Origin of the sequence: Gottfriedia luciferensis, from assembly GCF_002156865.1 — a bacterium.
Lineage (GTDB): Bacteria > Bacillota > Bacilli > Bacillales > Bacillaceae_G > Gottfriedia > Gottfriedia luciferensis.
In genome coordinates, this window is record NZ_NCTA01000051.1 from 1 (window position 1) to 19,269 (window position 19,269).

Annotated in this window: 22 protein-coding genes and 1 pseudogene; 19 read left to right on the forward strand and 4 right to left on the reverse strand. The window is 31.7% G+C overall.

From position 1 onward, the window contains the following. Positions 1-386: 386 nt before the first annotated feature. Positions 387-512: a GapA-binding peptide SR1P gene (locus B7R67_RS19640; RefSeq protein WP_088072685.1), complete on the reverse strand. Its 126-nt coding sequence runs from the start codon at positions 510-512 to the stop codon at positions 387-389. 277 nt (positions 513-789) lie between these two features. Here B7R67_RS19640 and B7R67_RS19645 point away from each other — a divergent pair, with 277 nt between their 5' ends. Continuing rightward, positions 790-1,350 carry a hypothetical protein gene (locus tag B7R67_RS19645; protein ID WP_088072686.1) on the forward strand — a complete coding sequence of 187 codons (561 nt, stop codon included), beginning with the start codon at positions 790-792 and terminating at the stop codon, positions 1,348-1,350. Positions 1,351-1,505: 155 nt separating this feature from the next. On the opposite strand, the gene B7R67_RS19650 is transcribed toward B7R67_RS19645, so the two are convergent. Further along, the gene (locus tag B7R67_RS19650; RefSeq protein WP_088072687.1) at positions 1,506-2,915 is read right to left on the reverse strand and encodes a PQQ-dependent sugar dehydrogenase; all 1,410 of its coding nucleotides are present in this window, start codon (positions 2,913-2,915) and stop codon (positions 1,506-1,508) included. A gap of 254 nt (positions 2,916-3,169) precedes the next feature. On the opposite strand from B7R67_RS19650, the gene B7R67_RS19655 reads away from it, so the two are divergent. From B7R67_RS19655 to B7R67_RS19680, 7 genes are all read left to right on the forward strand, one after another. Then, the gene (locus B7R67_RS19655; protein WP_088072688.1) at positions 3,170-4,900 is read left to right on the forward strand and encodes an alpha-keto acid decarboxylase family protein; all 1,731 of its coding nucleotides are present in this window, start codon (positions 3,170-3,172) and stop codon (positions 4,898-4,900) included. A gap of 111 nt (positions 4,901-5,011) precedes the next feature. Beyond that, on the forward strand, positions 5,012-5,602 hold the full coding sequence (locus B7R67_RS19660; RefSeq protein WP_235822222.1) for a hypothetical protein: 591 nt from the start codon (positions 5,012-5,014) through the stop codon (positions 5,600-5,602). A 178-nt stretch (positions 5,603-5,780) separates the two neighbouring features. Next, complete coding sequence (locus B7R67_RS19665; protein WP_088072689.1) at positions 5,781-6,248, forward strand: DUF3291 domain-containing protein; 468 nt, start codon at positions 5,781-5,783, stop codon at positions 6,246-6,248. 69 nt (positions 6,249-6,317) lie between these two features. Beyond that, the gene (locus tag B7R67_RS22345) at positions 6,318-6,485 is read left to right on the forward strand and encodes a hypothetical protein (protein WP_167374924.1); all 168 of its coding nucleotides are present in this window, start codon (positions 6,318-6,320) and stop codon (positions 6,483-6,485) included. Between the two features lie 169 nt (positions 6,486-6,654). After that, the gene (locus B7R67_RS19670) at positions 6,655-7,251 is read left to right on the forward strand and encodes a dienelactone hydrolase family protein (RefSeq protein ID WP_088072690.1); all 597 of its coding nucleotides are present in this window, start codon (positions 6,655-6,657) and stop codon (positions 7,249-7,251) included. A 315-nt stretch (positions 7,252-7,566) separates the two neighbouring features. Then, on the forward strand, positions 7,567-8,337 hold the full coding sequence (locus tag B7R67_RS19675) for a DeoR/GlpR family DNA-binding transcription regulator (RefSeq protein WP_088072691.1): 771 nt from the start codon (positions 7,567-7,569) through the stop codon (positions 8,335-8,337). An 11-nt stretch (positions 8,338-8,348) separates the two neighbouring features. Beyond that, the gene (locus B7R67_RS19680; protein WP_088072692.1) at positions 8,349-8,969 is read left to right on the forward strand and encodes an HAD family hydrolase; all 621 of its coding nucleotides are present in this window, start codon (positions 8,349-8,351) and stop codon (positions 8,967-8,969) included. 382 nt (positions 8,970-9,351) lie between these two features. Here the strand turns inward: B7R67_RS19680 and mraY are convergent, their stop codons facing one another. Further along, a complete protein-coding gene (gene mraY, locus B7R67_RS19690) occupies positions 9,352-10,308 on the reverse strand; it encodes a phospho-N-acetylmuramoyl-pentapeptide-transferase (RefSeq protein ID WP_407920413.1) in 957 nt (318 codons plus the stop codon). 292 nt (positions 10,309-10,600) lie between these two features. On the opposite strand from mraY, the gene B7R67_RS19695 reads away from it, so the two are divergent. The 11 genes and pseudogenes from B7R67_RS19695 to B7R67_RS19745 all read left to right on the forward strand — a co-directional run bounded on the left by B7R67_RS19695 (position 10,601) and on the right by B7R67_RS19745 (position 18,349). Beyond that, positions 10,601-10,795 carry a hypothetical protein gene (locus B7R67_RS19695; RefSeq protein WP_088072694.1) on the forward strand — a complete coding sequence of 65 codons (195 nt, stop codon included), beginning with the start codon at positions 10,601-10,603 and terminating at the stop codon, positions 10,793-10,795. Positions 10,796-11,128: 333 nt separating this feature from the next. After that, positions 11,129-11,641 carry a hypothetical protein gene (locus tag B7R67_RS19700; protein WP_088072695.1) on the forward strand — a complete coding sequence of 171 codons (513 nt, stop codon included), beginning with the start codon at positions 11,129-11,131 and terminating at the stop codon, positions 11,639-11,641. A gap of 430 nt (positions 11,642-12,071) precedes the next feature. Beyond that, positions 12,072-12,716: a TetR/AcrR family transcriptional regulator gene (locus tag B7R67_RS19705; RefSeq protein ID WP_088072696.1), complete on the forward strand. Its 645-nt coding sequence runs from the start codon at positions 12,072-12,074 to the stop codon at positions 12,714-12,716. Positions 12,717-12,793: 77 nt separating this feature from the next. Continuing rightward, positions 12,794-13,531 carry an ABC transporter ATP-binding protein gene (locus B7R67_RS19710; protein ID WP_088072697.1) on the forward strand — a complete coding sequence of 246 codons (738 nt, stop codon included), beginning with the start codon at positions 12,794-12,796 and terminating at the stop codon, positions 13,529-13,531. Beyond that, positions 13,524-14,231 carry an ABC transporter permease gene (locus tag B7R67_RS19715; protein WP_088072698.1) on the forward strand — a complete coding sequence of 236 codons (708 nt, stop codon included), beginning with the start codon at positions 13,524-13,526 and terminating at the stop codon, positions 14,229-14,231. Before B7R67_RS19710 ends, B7R67_RS19715 begins: the two co-directional genes overlap by 8 nt. A 5-nt stretch (positions 14,232-14,236) precedes the next feature. Beyond that, positions 14,237-14,446 (forward strand): hypothetical protein, encoded by a 210-nt coding sequence (locus tag B7R67_RS19720; protein WP_088072699.1) that lies wholly within the window; start codon positions 14,237-14,239, stop codon positions 14,444-14,446. A gap of 392 nt (positions 14,447-14,838) precedes the next feature. After that, positions 14,839-15,264 carry a GNAT family N-acetyltransferase gene (locus tag B7R67_RS19725; RefSeq protein ID WP_088072700.1) on the forward strand — a complete coding sequence of 142 codons (426 nt, stop codon included), beginning with the start codon at positions 14,839-14,841 and terminating at the stop codon, positions 15,262-15,264. Between the two features lie 174 nt (positions 15,265-15,438). Then, on the forward strand, positions 15,439-15,963 hold the full coding sequence (locus tag B7R67_RS19730) for a tubby C-terminal domain-like protein (RefSeq protein ID WP_088072701.1): 525 nt from the start codon (positions 15,439-15,441) through the stop codon (positions 15,961-15,963). A 245-nt stretch (positions 15,964-16,208) separates the two neighbouring features. Further along, positions 16,209-16,598 (forward strand): barstar family protein, encoded by a 390-nt coding sequence (locus tag B7R67_RS19735; protein WP_088072702.1) that lies wholly within the window; start codon positions 16,209-16,211, stop codon positions 16,596-16,598. A 234-nt stretch (positions 16,599-16,832) separates the two neighbouring features. Further along, positions 16,833-17,779: pseudogene (locus tag B7R67_RS19740) on the forward strand (class I SAM-dependent methyltransferase). Positions 17,780-17,791: 12 nt separating this feature from the next. Then, a complete protein-coding gene (locus tag B7R67_RS19745) occupies positions 17,792-18,349 on the forward strand; it encodes a class I SAM-dependent methyltransferase (protein ID WP_088072703.1) in 558 nt (185 codons plus the stop codon). 84 nt (positions 18,350-18,433) lie between these two features. On the opposite strand, the gene B7R67_RS19750 is transcribed toward B7R67_RS19745, so the two are convergent. Then, positions 18,434-18,826 carry a hypothetical protein gene (locus B7R67_RS19750; protein WP_088072704.1) on the reverse strand — a complete coding sequence of 131 codons (393 nt, stop codon included), beginning with the start codon at positions 18,824-18,826 and terminating at the stop codon, positions 18,434-18,436. Positions 18,827-19,269: the final 443 nt, after the last annotated feature.

Here is a 19,269-nt window from a genome sequence, read left to right on the forward strand (position 1 = left end):
GCCTGCGGGGTCTCAGCCTTTCCGCATCTCCCATAGGAGTCGAGCATTCTTCCGTTCCAATTAACTTATTGTTCAATATAAGTATTCATAAAAATGGTATAAATATTCTTTACCTAGAAAAATGATTAATCAGTTTAAACGACAAATTCAAAAAAGGATCGTCTTTTAAGATTTGAATTCATTTTTAAAAATTAGTATTTAATATTTTAACAAATGAAAAAGAACTAAGTAGTGATTTGAGTTTGATGGTGTTACAAATATTGCTCTAAACAGATTAACATTTCTATTCATTAATCGATTATCAAAAATACTTACTTTATTTCCATCTACTATGACCTTTTTTCATTGTCATAAAGCCCTTAGAAACTTGTTTTTTAGTTTATATGTTATTTTTTACTTGGATTAGCTGCTTCGTTTTTGCAAGATTCGCAAGTTGAATAGATTTTTACAATTTTTTTATATTCCGCATAATCAATGGTTTCTTCGCACTCTTTACAGATTAAAATTTGCATTAGAAACACCTCCTAACCTCACTATAACACGTTCAATTCAACATTTCTCCAGGGACTTTACACGCCCTGTGGACACAAGTTGTCCCAGTTGAAAAAACATTGAAATAGCAGGGTTTTCGAGCGAAATTGGTCTAAAAAAATTTTTTGTCATGAAAATAAAAAGATTAATTAGATGAAACAAGTTAATTTAGATTGAAGTATTTCTAGTCTTTCCATCTCATATAAATAGTAAATATCCAAAAGTGATTATATAAAAGTTTGATAACGAGGTGGAAAGGTGTATTTTTTAAAACCTGTTTCTGATGACATTCGTTTATTTCAAAAAAGATTCAATCAACATAAAAATACGATGAAATACATTTTAATGTCCATGTTTGCCTGTATTGCAGTAATTCTACAATCTGCTGGTGGTTATTTACCTGGAATTGGATTTTTTATAAGCCCGATCGCTACTGCACCTATTCTATTTTGTACCATGTTTTCCATTCGATTCGGATTAAAGTCATATTTTCTAACCATTATGTTGTTATTCATCTTGCAACCAACTGAACTGATTGTTTTTCCTTTCACTACAGGATTATTGGGACTTGGAATTGGGTCATCTTTTTTCTTTTTTAGGAAGAGATTAAGTATGATTGCTTCTGGTGCAATTCTATTAATAGTAGGAATCATGTGTTTGTTATTTGTTTTTCACTTTCCAGTTTTAGGCCCAATCGGCGCACATTCTTTCTCAATTCTTACCACAGGATGTATTCTTTTATTTACTTTCTTTTATAGCTGGTTATGGGTTGAAATTGCATTAGTCATTTTTAAAAGATTAAAAAAGATTTTAATTTAGTTATTAATCAACCCATTTCAGTCACAACGAATGTGTATGAGACCACAATGTTTTTGTAGATAAATAAGTTAGTGAGATTAAAATAAGAAACCACAGGATTACTCCTGTGGTTTCTTTTATTCAAAAAGAAGAAGAGTTTATGAGAAATTCTAAATTCATGGAATGATTTCAAAAATAGTACCTTTATTTAAGTCAGTTACTTTTAAGGATGCATAAGCTCCTAAATATAATTTCGATTGATTTAGATTTGTACCCAAACTCATATAATAAGCTGATTGAGACCCAAAATCATAATTTGTTTGGATGACACTAAAATCATTTTGTCTACCATCTGGTCTAACTCTGGTATATGCTAAAGCGCCTCTAACATGAGGCTGAGATTCCTTCCGAGCAACATCTGTAAACACAACACTTCCCGTTAAACTAGGGATTTCATTCCCCATATATGGTTGGACTCCTGTAAGTGCAGTTCCTTCAAATTTATTCGGTCTAGAATCTTTATGAAAGTAGTTAGTTAAAGGCTGCAGCCGACTTCCAGAAAGGGATACTGATTCATTATAGTAAGCAATTGTTTTCTCGTCTAAATTCTGATTTTCATTACAGCCTCTTATAATCGAAGTAGGAAAAGCACCTTCCCACCCACGCCAACCAAAGTTTATAAAACCTTCATTGACGAGTTCAGAATTCATAAACGAAGCTTGAGTAAGTTGAGTAACCGGTATAGATTTATTATAGACGAAAGAAAAAATCGACTCGACCAAATCCTGACCGACATTTCCCACATATTTAATATAATGGTTGTAAAATTTTTGAAATGAAATACCTGGTGTATTGCGAACACCTTTTGCCATTATCGCGAGAGTTTCCTGAATCGCTTCGGGAAGTTCATCAAAACGTGTGATAACGGGTGGATTCGTAATGTTTGTATTTTTATCTACATCAATTTCAATTATTTTTCCCGCCACTTCTAAGTTATTCTGGCTTAAGTTAAATGGATCATAGCCTGAACCACCATCACCAGTCGACAAAATAAGTTTTCCAGTTTCAGGTGAAAAGCTTAAGCAATTAACTCCATTATGATTCGAAAATGGTCTTCTTAAGTTTAGTAAAGTCCGCTTTTTTTGAGGCTGTCCATTAGATTGTAAAACCCATTCCTCAACTGTATCAATATGGTCAAACTGAGTTTCCCTATTTGTCCATTTTAAGTTTAAAGTTTTGGGATCACATGGATCAGGTTTAAAAGGTTTAGTAAGTGCACCTGGACCTTGAGTTCCAGCTATTGAATAATAAAGATAAAACAGACCATTATGATAAAAATTAGGATGAAACGCTAGTCCTAAAAGACCTCGTTCATCATAGCCACCAGAGTTCCCAAGTTTTATGACACGCTGGCGAATATCTAAAAAAGTCCTGATGTCCCCATTTCCTATGTAAAAAATCTCTCCAACCTGGGTTGCAATAAATAATCTTTCAATCGAGTCACCTGGAAGGATAGTTGTTTTCAAAACAGTTGGTAAATTAATGTTACTTACAATCGGACGTAAACCTACGTTAACATTTATCAACTAACTAAAAACCTCCTTGTATTTGTTTTCTACTATAAAAATATGATTAGAACGGTTCTATTAGTACAAGTTTAAAATCCTACTATTTGTAAGAGTGGAAGGTTGTTGCGCTATTAAAAGATACAGCACAACGCTATTTAAAAGAATCGAACAATGATCTAAACTCCGAATAGCTGGTTCAATGAAAGGGTACGAATAAAAAGGGGACTAGTAAAATTTAACAAACCAAAAAATGGATAAGGAGTGAGCGTGCGATGGATAAGATGAGGAATTCGGTCAGTCCTGTCTCGCGTAATGGAAAAGCCCAGAAAACAGTAAGTCAGTATTTGTTTGATTGTTTGAAATTGGAGGGCATTACAGAAATTTTCGGAGTCGCAGGTGACTACAATTTTACACTGCTTGATACTTTAGAACGATCTAACGGAATCCAGTTTATAGAAGGACGGAATGAACTAAACTCGGGTTATGCTGCAGATGGCTATGCAAGAATCAAAGGGATTTCAGCTTTAATTACAACCTTTGGAGTTGGAGAACTAAGCGCATGCAATCCAATAGCGGGAGCCTACAGCGAACATGTTCCAGTAATTCACATTGTTGGGGCGCCTCCAGAAAAAGATCAAAAAAAGCACAAGCTAATGCATCACACTTTAATGGATGGAAACTTTGATGTTTTTCGTAAGATGTACGAGCAGATAACTGCATATACTGCAGTGTTAACGCCGGAAAATGCCATAATTGAAATTCAAACTGCCATTCGAATTGCAAAAGAAAAGAAACAACCAGTTTACCTTGTTGTGGCCAATGACATAGCTGCCATGCCGATAATAGCTAGAGAAGCACAAGAACAACAACTACGAAAATCCAATTTGAAAACTCTTCAGGCTGCGGCAGATCAAGTCCGTCAACTACTAGAATGTGCTCATCGTCCGGTTATATTAGTGGATGTCAAAACGATTCGTTATGGCCTTCAGACTGCGGTTCTGCAGTTGGCAGACGCGATGAATGTACCTGTTGCGTCAATGATGTTTGGTAAGGGGGCATTCGACGAAACCCATCCCAATTATATCGGAATGTATTTAGGCTCGTTCGGATGTTCTGAAGTTCAAAGTACGGTAGAAAATGCAGACTGTATCATTGCGATCGGCATGGTATGGGCGGACACCAATACTGCGAATTATACAGCAAAACTGAATTCACTGATAACTGTTAATATCCAGCCGGACTTAGTAAAGGTTGGTGAGGCTGAATATCCGAACGTTCTAGCTAACGACATGCTACATGCGATTCAAAATATGAGTTTCAAAGGTCAAGGATTGCAAAAAAAAGTGCCATTACCTTACAATCAGTCTAATAAAAATACTGATGAACCTCTTAAGGCAGCAAATTATTATCCACTTTTTCAACAAATGCTGAAAATGGACGACATTGTGATTGTCGAAACTGGTACTTTTTACAATGGCATGGCTGAAGTGAGATTGCCGAGCAATGTTACGTATATCGGTCAAGGAGGATGGGGGTCCATCGGTTATGCTACTCCATCCACATTCGGTGCTAGTATTGCTGCGCCTAAGCAGCGGGTGTTGCTGTTTACAGGTGATGGATCTCTACAGCTAACTGTCCAAGAAATCAGCTCAATGCTCTATTACGGCTGTAAACCTATAATCTTTGTCTTAAACAACAATGGTTATACAATCGAAAAATACTTAAATGTCAAAACAAAGGATCAAAAATACAATAAAATTCCTCATTGGTCATACAGTAAGCTGCCTGAAGTCTTTGGAGGCAATGTGTTCAGTGCGATCGTCAGGACATATGGAGAACTTAAACAGGCCATAAATCAAGCTGAAATAGAAAGTGCTAATAGACTCTGTATTATTGAAATGATTGTCGAGGATCCAATGGACGCTCCAGAAAATATGAAAAAGATGCGGAAATATATGGAGAAACAGGAAATGCAACGTAACATGGAAAGTAATAAAGAATGAAGAATGAGGATCGACAATTTCGTCGATCTTTTTTTTGTATAAACAATGGAAAAAGGAATGTTATACTTTAGATGTTTTTTTAATAAGTAAATTTTTAGGTAGGTGATGGATATGTTACGTTTTTTTAAGTCTAAAAAGAAGGTTAGTTTTAATGAACAATTAACTTTATTACAAACGATTGGAATTAAATTAAATGAAAATATTAGTGAAGAACTACTTCTTAAAGAGTTTAGTTTGCAGGAGTATGAAAATGATCCATATTTGCTTTTAATGTTGGCAATGGGTGGTGAAGTGGAAATAGATAATATTTATTTTAATGGTTCAAATAATATCTGGTATTTAGACACAGAATGTATTGAAGACACTGGAGATTATGTTCGAATTGCTGAAAGAATAAAAGATTTATCAAATGGTCATCTAGAAATGACAGAAATTAATGATGTTGTAGACATTGAAAATTTGGAAGCTTCACTTTCCTTTAAATTAGATGGAAAAGAATATCATTGGAGTCTCAAAGTCGATGATGATTGGCTTGATATAACGATTATTTATAAGTTTAATGAATTGCTAAAATTAAAAAGTCCTGATAAATCTATCTCAATTTTTTATCTAGGAGGACAAGATTGTTTAATTGGTATCTTCTCAAAGCAACAAGTGAAGCAATTAAACACACTTAAAGGAATTAAATTTGAAATAATTTAATAGGAAAATATAAATTTCTAATTCAATTAATGTATGAGATGATTCAAAAATGTTTGTGGAACAATGATAGGCTTTTTATCTAGAGAGCAACCCTACTGATTCATTACGATAGAATAAGTCATGAGGTTCCATCTTACTTGAATATAATTTAGTAAAAATTGGAAATGGAGGACAATTTATGGCTTTAGTTTCAATTTATACTGTTGGTAGACTAAAACATCCTTATGACCATTCTGCATCTCGTGAATTTTTTAGTGTGGGAAATGACGTATTTCGGCAGGCGACTAAATCAGGACAACTTATAGAAGCCTTTCAACATGATGGAGTCACTTTTTCTAATGAAACCATTGAGGGGGAAGGTTACCCAATTCTTACACTAACGGTATGGAAAAGCCTTCAATCTTTATATCGTTTTACCTATTCGGGTCATCATAAACAGGCGTTAAGAGACCGCAACAAATGGATAGAACCTTACCAAGAAAAACATCTTTCCTATGTAGTTTGGTGGACAGAAGACCTCAAGGATGTTACGTGGGAAGAAGCTTTCAAAAGATACAACTATTATATTCAAAATGGGCCAACTCCTTTTGCGTTCGATTTTAAACAGGCATTTGATGAAAATGGGGAGACATACTTGTTACAGTAGGGTTGCATAGTCAATTAATTTGGGTAATTCACGCATGCATAGTTATAGAAGAAAATTGGAGGGAAATGAATGTCTCATCCATATGAGAAGTTTGAAAATACACCATTATGGAATGTAATTAATAAGGGTGTTAATGATCTTGTTCAAAATAACGATATCGAAGAAACAACAGATAGAGAGTATATCGTAGGCTATTTATGTAAAATTATTAATGAATCGGAGACCAAAAATAAATGAAAATCCCAGATTATGAGTACCTAAATTGGTGCTCTTTTTTAATGGGATAAATGACAGCTAAGTTCAATAAAGATTAAAAGCCACTCTCTAAAATAAATGGAATAATATGGTATAATCTAAGAAGATAAGTGTTTATAAAATTGTAGAATCACTTTTAAGGGAGACAAAAATGCTTCAGATACTCAAAAAATCAAGAAGTTTGATTATTGTGATACACGAAATCTATGGGATTAATCAACATATAAAGGATTTTTGTAATTTATTATCAAGACAGGATGTTGATGTAATCTGTCCGAACTTAATAGAGCGAGAACAACCATTTGATTATGATGAAGAGGAGATTGCCTATCTCAATTTTGTAGAGAATGTAGGGTTCTCTAACGCAATACATAAAATCAAGTGTTTATTATTAGATGTTAAAAATCAATACCAAAAAATATATATAATTGGATTCAGTGTTGGAGCAACAGTTGCTTGGTTGTGTAGTGAGGAAGAGTGTCTTGATGGGATTGTGGGATTTTACGGATCAAGAATTAGGGACTACACACAAATAGAGCCACTGTGTCCTACAATATTATTCTTTCCTCAAGAGGAAAAATCTTTTAGTGTGGATGAGCTAATTTCAAATTTAAATAAAAAAAATATAAAAATTTATAAATACATAGGACAACATGGTTTTTGTGATCCATATTCTACAAAATTTAATAAGAAATCCTCGGAAAACGCATTTAATCAAATTTTAAATTTTTTAAAGAAACATTCATGAGTATAAACTACATGACTAAATATGGCGGAGTCAATGTTAATGTTAGTATTGACACGATCAATCTACTTTTTGACATCTCTGGTTGTCTACCGAATGTTATATGAACAAGGGAAAAAGTCGCAATTGCGACTTTTTTTGTACTTTAAAACCAAAACTAGATTTATTTAACTAGGAATTAGTAAAGTTAAGTTATTTTAGGAAATCTTAATGTTTTTACTTACATTAACTTATGATATTTATATTTAAAATAATTTTACTTAAAGTTACTTAAAATTTAACTTAAATTGACTTATAATGTGAATAAGGAGGTTACTAATGAATCAAGATGAACGGTTAATACGTATCCTTAATTATTTAGAGACTCATAAGACAATGAATATTAAACAAATGTGTGAAATGTATACTATCTCACGCGATACGGCGAGAAGGGATATCGTTAAACTTTCACAAAATAAAGCAGTAGTTAGAACTTATGGTGGAGTAGCTTTAGCAACTTTTCAAAAAAAAATTGAAAATTACCAAGTGCGATCACAGACTGAATTAGAAACAAAAGAATTGATTGGAATGGAAGCTGCGAATCTTATAGCCGATAATGAAATGATTTACTTAGATGTTTCTACGACAGTTAATTTTATCGCCAGACATTTACAATCAAAGAATGTAACGATCGTGACGAATTCGATTGATAGTGCTTACCTGCTAGCTCAATCTGAAGATACGACAATCCATTTTTTAGGTGGAGTCTTAAATAAATCCACGCGCCATGTCACTGGATACTCTACTACAGAGAAACTAAAAGATTATCATTTTAATAAGGTATTTATTAGTGCGGTAGGGATCACGGAAGATGGTATTTATTATGGATTTGTGGAAGATATACATTTTAAACGTGAATTAATAAAACATGCTGATCAAGTCATATTGTTGGCAGATCACACAAAATTTCATCAGCGACAGAATTATAAAGCTTTAACACTTGAATCAATCGATACTTTTATTACAAATCAAGAGGTACCTAGTGATATAAATAACATCATGATGAAACATGGCGTTGAAGTAATAATGGCAAATCAAGATGAAAAATAGGAGGGATTAGTTTGGTTTCATCGATTATTTTTGATATTGATGGCACAATTTTAGATACAGAGCAAGTTGTACTTAAAGCTTTACAAAAGGTTTTAAGGGAAGAATTAAAAAAAGAATATGAATTAAATGAATTAAGATTTGCCTTAGGAATTCCAGGTAAAGAAACTTTGAAGAAATTAAATGTTCCGAATATAGATGTTGTTCATCCAATTTGGTCTAAAGCTGAAATTGATTTTTTACATGAAGTTACCTTATTTGAAGAAATTGAAGAAGTGATTAAAGAACTATCTCTTAGTAGATTAAAACTTGGAATTGTTACATCGAAAACTAAAAAAGATTTAAAAGAAGGATTCGACCCATTTGGTTTAAGGAGTTACTTTGAGCATATTATTTGTGCATGTGATACTGTTAAGCATAAACCTAATCCTGATCCACTATTAGCCTGTTTGGAAAAATTGAACGTTCAAAATGATGAAGCAATTTACATTGGGGATTCAATATACGACATGCAATGCGCAAAAAGTGCTGGAGTAAAATTTGCACTCGCCTTATGGGGTGCAAAGACCAGTGAAGGTTTTGAAGAAGCGGACTATCTATTAAAGAAGCCAATGGATCTACTTAATTTAATTTGAATGAGATTTAGGTAATAAAAATTATAGGATTACTCAAAAAAGTCGATTCTTACAATGGAAGATCGACTTTTTTTATAATGAAGAGTATAAAGGCAAAATCATTGGGGGTGGATTTATTTCCTATAAAAAACGACCATAAAGTGAAGATTTTTTATAATCTATAATATTTTTGCTGAAATTTAGTACACCTACAAGTGCACCTTTTTATAATATTAAAAAGGAGTTCGATGAAAAATGGAAATCATCTCCGTTTATTTACTTGTTGGGATATTGATTAGTGCATCATTGTATGCGGTGGTAAATTTTCGATCTTGGTATGTTTTTATTACATTGTGCATTACTTGGTTCCCTTTACTAATGATTGGAATGATTATAGCTTTATTTATGGATTTAGAAGAAATTTCCAATAAGCTAAACAAATAAATGCACATAACCAAGAAATAAATCCAAAAACCGTGACAATTGTATTTTCGGACCACCCATATTTTAAGGCAAAATGATAGTGAATCGGTGTCATTCTGAAAAAACGCTTGCGAGTAAGCTTAAAATACGAAACTTGTAAAATAACTGAAAGTACTTCAGCAAAATAGATAATGAACAAAATGGGAATTAAAATTTCAACTTTCTCGAGAACAGCAAGAAAGGAAAGCGATCCTCCTATAGCTAATGATCCTGTATCTCCCATAAAAGCTTTGGCAGGATATATATTATAAATGAGAAAGCCTAGTAAACATCCAATCATGATTAAAGAGAAAATTTGCACCTCTAATCTGTCTGAAATCACAAAAAAGAAAAAGTATGTAGGTATAGCGACAATCCCTAAAAGACCGTCTAATCCATCCGTGAAGTTAATGGCATTTGCAGAACCCACTACAAATAATGTGATGACAATAACAAATAAGACCATTGGTAGCTCCAAGGAACTATTTTTATAAATATTAATACTTGTATTTATGCCTAGTTCGTTGATTACGTAATAAAGCAAACTAACTGTAAAAATAAATTGAAAAATAAGTTTGGTCTTACCCGATACTCCTCCAGGATCTTGACGAGAAGCTTTCCAAAAATCGTCTAAAAACCCAACAAAACTAAAAAGTATGTATGTAATACACAAGAAATACATGAGTGGCGTAGGAGAAAAAAGAATAGATACAATAATTCCTACAAAAAGAATAATGCCAAACATTAGCGGAGTGCCTTTTTTTAACTGATGATTAGATGGAAGTTCTTTTCTTATCGGTTGAATGAGTTTAAGTTTTCTTAAAAGAGCGATTAATAGTGGAGATAAAATTGAAACAACTGCAAAAGAAATTAACGCAGGGATTATATAATTAATCACTTTTCTTTTACTCCTTTTCATTTTACTATCTATAATAAGTTCTAAAAAAAACACTCATTTCCTCTATTTCAATCAAAGCAAAATTCGAGTATTTAATTAAAAATTAGCAATCTTAAATAGTATAATTTGATAGAAATTGTTATTTTTATAGTTTCCTCTCCTTATAAGTACAGAACAAAAACAAGATCTGGGGGGAAAATCAAGGAACGCCTACTTACTTTACCCGAAAATCTGTTTGTCTTAAAACAGGATGTGGTATGCTAGAAGTAATATCAATCTAGGAGTGAAAATAATGAAAACCGCATCAACAGTTCAACTTGAACAATCCATTGGAAAGTTACGAAAGGTGAATGATTTACTTAACAAGCGAATTAAAGAAGCTTCATCCGATCTAGTAGCGAATGAAACCATCCGACTTAAAGAGGAACTGAAAACGATCATAGAAACGCTGTTACAAATACAAAAGCGTGAAAATGAAGAAAAATAATGAATCGAAAAGAGATACTACCAAGCTCTTAAATAGAAAGTGATTTTAGAAAAAAGGTCTTCATTGAAGACTCTTTTTTTTATTGAACGAAAGTACATGTTAATTGAAATAACGAAGCTATCTAACAAGATAGAAGTGACTTTATAACCACTTAGTAACTAATCTAGCAAAAATTACACTTAAGCCATATAAAAATGACTAGGCTATTAAGCAAGAGGGGACGATTTGTGATTAGTCGATATACTTTCGCTTATCACTTTTAATTTCCATTTATTTTCTATATACTAATCTAGTTATATATTCGATTGAATTTAGAATGCGAGGGAACATCGTATGAATCAGATTACACTTGCTGAGGCATTAAATATTAGACATATTCTATCTAAAAGAATTCGTGAATTAATTGAAGAATTAGAAGAAAATTCAACGGTTGAAGTAGAAAAAAACCAACCGATTCCTAATTTGGTTCGTAATCTAAATCAAATAGAAGGTGAATTATTAAAAGTTCGTGCTGATTTTCGTAAATTAGACTTCTTAATGCAAAAAGCAAATGTCGAAAATACAATTACGATTGAAGATGAAGAGCTATCAATAACAGAAGCAATTGAGTATGCTAAACAACTACGTGCTGAGGTACAGCTATGTAAAAGCTTTGCATCAAAGAAGGAACGCATCCAACCGATGTATGGTTCAGAAAATATAATTGTAGAGAAACTTTACTTTGATCCAGAAGATTATCGTTCAAAAGCGTTAAAATTAGAACGAAAAGTAACACGTTTATCTGGATTAATCGATGCAAAAAACTTCACTATTAATATTCCATTTGATGGTACGGATTATTATTAATACCTCACAGGAATGAGACTTTTCTGTGAGGATAAGAAGAAAAAAATGGATCTATCAATTAGTCGATAAGCAAACGAATGAAGGGTTACAGGTTACTTTCCTTACGCGTAACGAATGACGAACGAACGTAAACGAACTCCTCCCATAGTGTAGCTTAGCTACTTAAAATCGGTTACCATTATTCCGTTCTTCTTATGACCACCTCTCAAACTTTGGAGGTGGTCTTTATTTTTTATTTAATTTTTTTTGTTTTTAATATTCTTGTAATCAGATTTGCTCTAGTTTGAATCTATCTCACGGAATATATGAAATAATTCAAGATAGCTAAAACATATTTAGAGTCTAAAAGATTTCGTTTGGAAAAACTTTACAATTTTAAAAAAGCACGGTATTATACATACATATAAATGTATGTAAGGAGATTATTCAATTGCCTAGAAATAAATACCCAGAAATAACAGAAAGAAAAATATTGGATACCGCGACCAAGTTATTTTTTGAAAAGGGTTGGGAGCAAACTACGATCCAAGATATTGTAGATGAAATAGGGGATATAACAAGAGGGGCATTTTATCATCACTTTAAATCTAAAGAAGATATCATAGAAGCTGTTCTTAATCGTCTTGCAACTGAAAACGATCCATTCAAAGAGGTTAAGAAAATTGCAGGTTTAAACGGATTAGAAAAGTTGAAAAAAGCATTTTTATTGTCATTTGAAAATATCGGACAATTAGAAGCCATTAAAACGATACCAAAGATCCTAAGCAATCCGAAACTGATTGCAAAGCAATTAATTGAGTGTGTGAATTCAGGGGCTCCAGATATCCTTGCTTTTATAGAAGAAGGGTTACTTGATGGTTCGATTTCAGTTGAATATCCAAAACAAACAGCTGAAACATTTATGTTGCTGACGAATATATGGTTAAGTCCGATTATTTTTTCAGTCGATACGGATGAATACCTGCTAAAAGCAAAACATTTACAAGATTTATTCAATCATATTGGACTTCCAGTAATTGATGACAAAATACTTGAGACTCTTGTAATGGTTCATAAAACAATAAAAAATATCTAAGCTGACTGCCTTTTTAGGCAGTTAACTTTTACACATATACATACATTTGTATGTATGTAAAATAAGGGGGAATAGAAATGTCTTATGAAAAAGCTGTTAAAATTTCAGGATTAATAAAAACGTTCAATAAAAAAGAAGTAATAAGAAATTGTAATATGAATGTTCCGAAGGGGAGAGTATACGGACTATTGGGTGTAAATGGGGCCGGAAAAACTACAATTTTAAAAATGATAATGGGGTTACTAAGCCCAACAGCCGGCAACATCGAAATATTTGGCCAAGATATTCAAAAAAATAAAAACAACATATTAAAGAATATTGGTAGCGTAATAGAAACTCCTATTTTTTATGAACATTTATCTGCTAAAGAAAATTTAGAAATTCATCTTTCCTATATGGGGATACAAAATTTAGATATTAAAAACACATTAAATTTAGTTGGCTTACATGATATAGATTATCAACCTGTTTCAGAATTTTCTTTAGGTATGCGTCAGCGCTTAGGGATAGCAAGGGCAATTATCCACAAGCCAAAACTTTTAATTTTAGACGAACCAATCAACGGGTTAGATCCCGTGGGAATTCGAGAAATTAGAGAGCTTTTTCTAAATCTCGTAAAAGATCATGATATGACAATCATTGTTTCTAGTCATATTTTGAGTGAAATTGAACATATCGCAGATGTTATTGGAATTGTCGAAAATGGAAGTGTTATTGAAGAATTAGATCTATTTACGATTGAAAAAGACTTTAAAGATGGATTAGAGGAATATTTTTTTAATATCGTCAATGGAGGGATGAAAAAATATGTTTAATTTAATAAAACTTGAATTAAAAAAAGCTAAAATTCGAACTTATATTATCGCTGCCATTATCATTGGAATTTGTATGTTAGGAACTCTTTATTTATTTGCATATGCCCCAAAAATAGAACCATCAGATCCGGACATGAAATTGTTTGTTGGATATGAAAAACTCATTCCTTTATTTAGTACAATTTGTATGTTTGCCTTCAGCTTGTTAGCATCAGCAATGTTTTCAAAAATTATTATTGAGGAATATTCAGGGAAACGCTCAATCCTACTTTTTTCATACCCAATTAGCAGACGAAAAGTTTTTTTTGCAAAGATTACTTTTGTTTCATTTTTTGTTGCAACAGCAATGATTTTATCAAGTATTGCGATATTTATTATTTTTGGTATTAGTGAATCGATTTATCATTTGGTAGAAGGAAACATTACATTTGAAATCATAAAAAATGCTGCTAAAACTACTTTTTTTATGTCAATTTCAGCAGTATGTGTTGGTATTATATCGATGGCAATCGGCTTTATAAAGAAGTCTATAACAACCACTATTATTTCCTCCGTTTTGATTTGCTCTCTACTTAGTAATATAGTGGCAGGATTTATTTCTTCAAATAGTCCAATCATTCTATTTACAATTATTCTGGTATTGGCTAGTACAATTGTCATTACCATTACTACTAATAAAATTAATTCAATGGAGGTTTAAGAATCATGGAACGTACTATTGAAAAATCAATTGATCATGCACTTGAAAACTTTGCGCCGCTATTTTATGTTTCTAGTATATTAATAGGTATTATTCTAGTAATAATAGGAATTTTATTATTTAAATCATCTAAAATGAAATTAAGAGCTGCCCGTCTAGTTTTTATAGGAATCGGTATATACGCAATTCTTAGTGGTTTCATTCAATTGAGTTAAAATCATTGATAAAGAGCAGACATTGGTTGCTTTTTTTAGTATTTAATATAAAATTTCCAAATAATTCCAAAATATGGTAAAATTAACGAGTGATTATTTATTAGGAGGTTTTAACACTGAATAAGAATTTTACATTATTATTTATCTTCTTTTTTATATCATCAATAACAGGTGGAATAGCACTAAAAAATGTTTTTGAGTATTCTATGATCGTAGGTGTGGGACTAGCTTGTATATTTTTAGCATGCTCTTTATATAGTGAAGTAAAAAGTCAAAAGAAAATGAGAGGACACTAATTTTACGATTGAAAAGAGGATATACATACCACTTTTTGTTTGACCAAGTTGTAATTTACTCATCATCTAGTGAAATAGGATAGGAGAATAGTTGAAATGGATTTACAGATTACGAAAGAATTAAATGAAAAAGATAAGAAATCGATCAATAACAGTTTGTATGAATTTAACTTAAAACATTTTCCTAAAGATTTAAGAGGCAGATATGAAGAGATTAACTTATTTCTTAAGGATGAAAATAATACGGTACGTGGTGGGATATTAGGTGAGATTTGCTGGAATTGGTTAGAAATTCATGTTTTTATAATCGATGAAGACATCCGCAAACATGGATACGGAACTAAATTGTTACTTGAAATTGAACAAATCGCAATTGAAAAGAATTGTGATTTCATAAAACTAGATACTTTGAGTTTCCAAGCTTTAGATTTTTATAAAATGTTAGGTTATCAAGTTTATGGAACCCTTGATAAAGTTGGTAGAGATTATAAACATTACTACATAAAGAAAGATTTATTATAAATAGAAGTTCATATTAAAAAAAGGCTGTTTTAGTTAATAAGGAATATGGAGCAGTATAGCAAGAAAGCTTGGGTTCGCGATTAATTGGTTCGGATTTTTCCAGATATCATAATGAGTAAAGTTGGTATTTACCAACGAAATACTTTTGAAAAAGTAACAGCGATAGGAGTTAATATGCAGAAATATATCTACTCTCCCCCGAAAATTAAGGATTCAATTAAATTAATTGATGTGATTGATGAACAGGGGAATGTGAAATTTAAATTCAAAAGAACATATAAAAATCTTTTTGTAAGACTAATAAATTATTGGAGAAGTTTTGATTGGTTCGCTCAAATTGACGTCTATTCGAATGATGGAGAACTTGTTTATCAGTGTAAAAAGACAACGAAGTGGGTTGGACATCCTTATTATCAGGTTTTCAACATTAAAACCAATGATGTGTATCAAGTAACTTATAAAACTTGGCTAAAATTGGCACCTGAATTTCATATTACATGTCAATCAAATGAATTTACAATAAAAAAAGAAATAATGGATTGGGTAAGGTTTTATTTTCAAGGTAAAGAAGTAGCAAAATGGAAAATGAAAACGAATGAATGGTTCAAGACGTATTTAGAAATTGAGGAAGACTGTCCTATACAAGATCCAAAATTTTTTGTTTGTCTTTTTCAATGTATTTTTTATATTGGTGACTAACAATTTTCAGATAGATTTAAAAGGATAGACTACATTAGCTATCTTTTTTTGTAATAAAAGTATTTTCCAAATATTGGCATAAAAATTGTATAATAGAGTTAAGAGATGAAAATTCTGAAATTCAAAAGGATTTTCTTTTATCTATTTTTACAGAGTATGGTCAATTCTAGTGACAACATATTGGAATTAATTATAGCTGTTTGATATGACAATTATCTTTTTGAAATTATTTTAAGGGGAATAGGATGTTAGCTATTATACATGGTTCTTTAAAATTGTTATTTTTTTTGATCTTTTTGCCTTATATTGTTCTATTACTATACATTATTGGAAAGAAAATAGATAAAAAGAGTAAAGCACCCAATTTAATAATTGAAGTTACGAATGTAAGAACTAACAAAGAATTGCATTTACTTTTGAAAGAAAAACTGAAATTTCCAGAGTATTATGGTGAAAATTGGGATGCTTTTTGGGAGACCATTACTGGAATAGTTGAGTTGCCAAATAAAATAGAATTTGTTGGGTGGTCAGAATTTGCTAGAAGATTACCTGAAGATTCTTTAATATTGAAAGAGTATCTACTAGAACATAATCAGGAGTTCCCTGAATGGAAATGTGATATCTTGTTCAACTAACGAATGTTTTAGTTCGAAATACAAAGATAAAGTCAGCATAAATTTGCTGACTTTTTTACTTATTGTATTCCTAACCAATACGCATTCTACAAGCTTATTCATCTAATTAAAAAATATAGCCCTATGCTCACCAAAAAAGTAAATTAACTCTATATGAATTTGTGTACACAAATACTTACTGAATAGTTTAAATCGTGCTATGTTTTTAATAAGAATGAGAGGGAGGGAAGGAACATTAAAAGTAAGAGTATTCATTTTAGAATTAATGAAACAATTTTAGAAAAATTTGAAGACGCATTAGTATATGAAGGAATTAACAAAACAGATTTCCTTACCCATGCAATTCAAAATTTTTGTTCAAAAGTGGAGTCACAAAAAATGAATGATGTTAAACGCCAGTATGGAGCTAGTTCGCATTTACAAGTCCGAATTGATACACATGTTATGTATGAAGAGAAACGTGTTGATTTAGATGAGTGGGTTATCAAGCTATTAAATTTAACACATGAAGAAAAGATACTTGACGTTGGATGTGCCACTGGAATATTCCTTTCACTTTTAAAAACAAAGGGGCATAAAGGGCATCTTACTGGACTTGATCAGTCATCTAAAATGATTGAAGAAGCAAATAAAAAATCTAAACAAAAGAATTTAAATATTGAATGGATTATTGGAGATGCAAGAAAACTTCCATTTTCTAATAACTCCTATGATTGGGTAGTCGCGAGACATATGTTATATCATGTGCCTGATCTTCAAGGAACAATTGAAGGCTTCGAAAGGGTCATTAAACCAAATGGGGACTTATTACTACTACAAATTCTCGTGATTCTTTACCGGAAATTAGAGAACTTTGTAATCGCATGTTAATTGAATTTGGTTTTCCTGAAAGAGTTTCTCCAGCTGCACCTTTTTGTATAGAAAATGCAAAAGAAATTTTAAGTTCGACGTTTAATAAAGTAGAAGAAACAGTTATCTCAAATTCATTAGTTTTTGAACAAGCTGAACCAATCGTGAACTATATTGTCAGTATGTTTCCATCTTTAAACATACCGGACGATACTGAATTATACACGGATATGAAAAATTGGTTGAAAATTGAGGCGGAAAATATACTAACACGTAATAGAAGAGTATGGCGTGACCCCAAAAATGTTGGATTCTATATATGTAGAAAATAAGAGGTGAATACGATGTTATTAAAACAAGATATCAAAGTTGTCGTTGGTGCTGGGATATACAATAATAATCCTGGTTGGATACATACTCAGGAAGAGGATTTAAGCTTATTAGATAAAACACAATGGACTGAGAAATTTAAGGAAAACACAATTACTGCAATTTTAGCAGAACACGTTTGGGAACATCTTACTTATGAAGAAGGTGTCGAAGCAGCTAAAATTTGTTTTGAGTTTTTAAAGCATGGAGGCTATATACGCTGTGCTGTACCTGACGGATATTTTCCAAACGAAGAATATCAGCACGGAGTACAAGTAGGTGGTCCTGGTCCAAAAGATCATATTTGTGCAGGTCATAAAATAGTACACAACTATAAATCTTTAACAAAAATGTTTGAAGATGCGGGATTTGAAGTTGTTTTATTAGAGTATTGCGATGATAATGGTATATTTCATCATAAAGAATGGAACGGAAAAGATGGTGTTATATTCCGATCCAAAAAGTATGATCCTAGAAATCAAGGTGACAAACTAGGTTTTCCTTCATTAATTGTTGATGCGATTAAACACTGAAAAAAGTGCGCCTCGTACTTATTTATGTACGAGGCGTTCAAATGTAATAAGGCATGATCTAGTTTTAAGGAGTAAGGAACACTACTAGTCTTTAACATCAATCTTTTTATAAAAATCGTCTACAATTGGATAAATATCAGGTTCTGTATAATAATAATTTTCGTTTACTTGAGTTAACTCAAACTGAAAAGTCTTTACATTATCTTGAAATAAAGTAATCAAATATCGAAAGCCTACTCTTTTTTCTTGGTTTTTTTCTGGTATAAATTTTATGTCTTTAATTTTAGTTAAAAATTTATCTATTAATTTTTTGTCTTTAATCGTTTTTTTCTGTCCAGAACTACCATCGAGTATGACAATCTTGGTTACATCATCAAGGTCTTTTTTATAAAAATCAGTAAGAGTTTTCGTTTCTAAACCACAGCCAACTAATAAAGTTAAAAGAAACAACGATAATAATTGAGGTTTTATTTTCAATAAAAATTCGCCTCTCTTAACTAATTATTACAACATTCTTATTTAACTTTCCTGCCAGATAGCACATTAAAAAAGACTGATCATATTATGAAACAAATAGAAGGACATACGCTGCAAAAATTGCAATTTTTCAATGTTATATATAATACAATCAGCTAAAGGCTTGTTAAAAAAGAAGATTGATTTCCGTTCCAGGATGCTCGCTTTCCATGGGGCGTGAGCTGAGCCTCCTCGGCAAGCCTGCGGGGTCTCACCCTTCCCGTACTCCCATAGGAGTCTTCGCACCTTCCACTCCAATCATTGTCTTTAAATAGTCTATACTTTAAATTCTCTCTAAAATCTTTTTTGAAAATGTAATTTGTAAAAAAATTAACAGTTAACAATTACTGTGCCTAGAAAAAGCCAATATTAATGATAAGTAAGTAGTGAGTTGAAAACTAAAG

Coding starts and splice junctions, on each gene's coding strand:
- B7R67_RS19640 (WP_088072685.1), bottom strand. CDS start 512: ATGCAAATTTTAATCTGTAAAGAGTGCGAAGAAACCATTGATTATGCG.
- B7R67_RS19655 (WP_088072688.1), top strand. CDS start 3,170: ATGGATAAGATGAGGAATTCGGTCAGTCCTGTCTCGCGTAATGGAAAA.
- B7R67_RS19660 (WP_235822222.1), top strand. CDS start 5,012: ATGTTACGTTTTTTTAAGTCTAAAAAGAAGGTTAGTTTTAATGAACAA.
- B7R67_RS19665 (WP_088072689.1), top strand. CDS start 5,781: ATGGCTTTAGTTTCAATTTATACTGTTGGTAGACTAAAACATCCTTAT.
- B7R67_RS22345 (WP_167374924.1), top strand. CDS start 6,318: ATGTCTCATCCATATGAGAAGTTTGAAAATACACCATTATGGAATGTA.
- B7R67_RS19670 (WP_088072690.1), top strand. CDS start 6,655: ATGCTTCAGATACTCAAAAAATCAAGAAGTTTGATTATTGTGATACAC.
- B7R67_RS19675 (WP_088072691.1), top strand. CDS start 7,567: ATGAATCAAGATGAACGGTTAATACGTATCCTTAATTATTTAGAGACT.
- B7R67_RS19695 (WP_088072694.1), top strand. CDS start 10,601: ATGAAAACCGCATCAACAGTTCAACTTGAACAATCCATTGGAAAGTTA.
- B7R67_RS19700 (WP_088072695.1), top strand. CDS start 11,129: ATGAATCAGATTACACTTGCTGAGGCATTAAATATTAGACATATTCTA.
- B7R67_RS19710 (WP_088072697.1), top strand. CDS start 12,794: ATGTCTTATGAAAAAGCTGTTAAAATTTCAGGATTAATAAAAACGTTC.
- B7R67_RS19715 (WP_088072698.1), top strand. CDS start 13,524: ATGTTTAATTTAATAAAACTTGAATTAAAAAAAGCTAAAATTCGAACT.
- B7R67_RS19720 (WP_088072699.1), top strand. CDS start 14,237: ATGGAACGTACTATTGAAAAATCAATTGATCATGCACTTGAAAACTTT.
- B7R67_RS19725 (WP_088072700.1), top strand. CDS start 14,839: ATGGATTTACAGATTACGAAAGAATTAAATGAAAAAGATAAGAAATCG.
- B7R67_RS19730 (WP_088072701.1), top strand. CDS start 15,439: ATGCAGAAATATATCTACTCTCCCCCGAAAATTAAGGATTCAATTAAA.
- B7R67_RS19735 (WP_088072702.1), top strand. CDS start 16,209: ATGTTAGCTATTATACATGGTTCTTTAAAATTGTTATTTTTTTTGATC.
- B7R67_RS19745 (WP_088072703.1), top strand. CDS start 17,792: ATGTTATTAAAACAAGATATCAAAGTTGTCGTTGGTGCTGGGATATAC.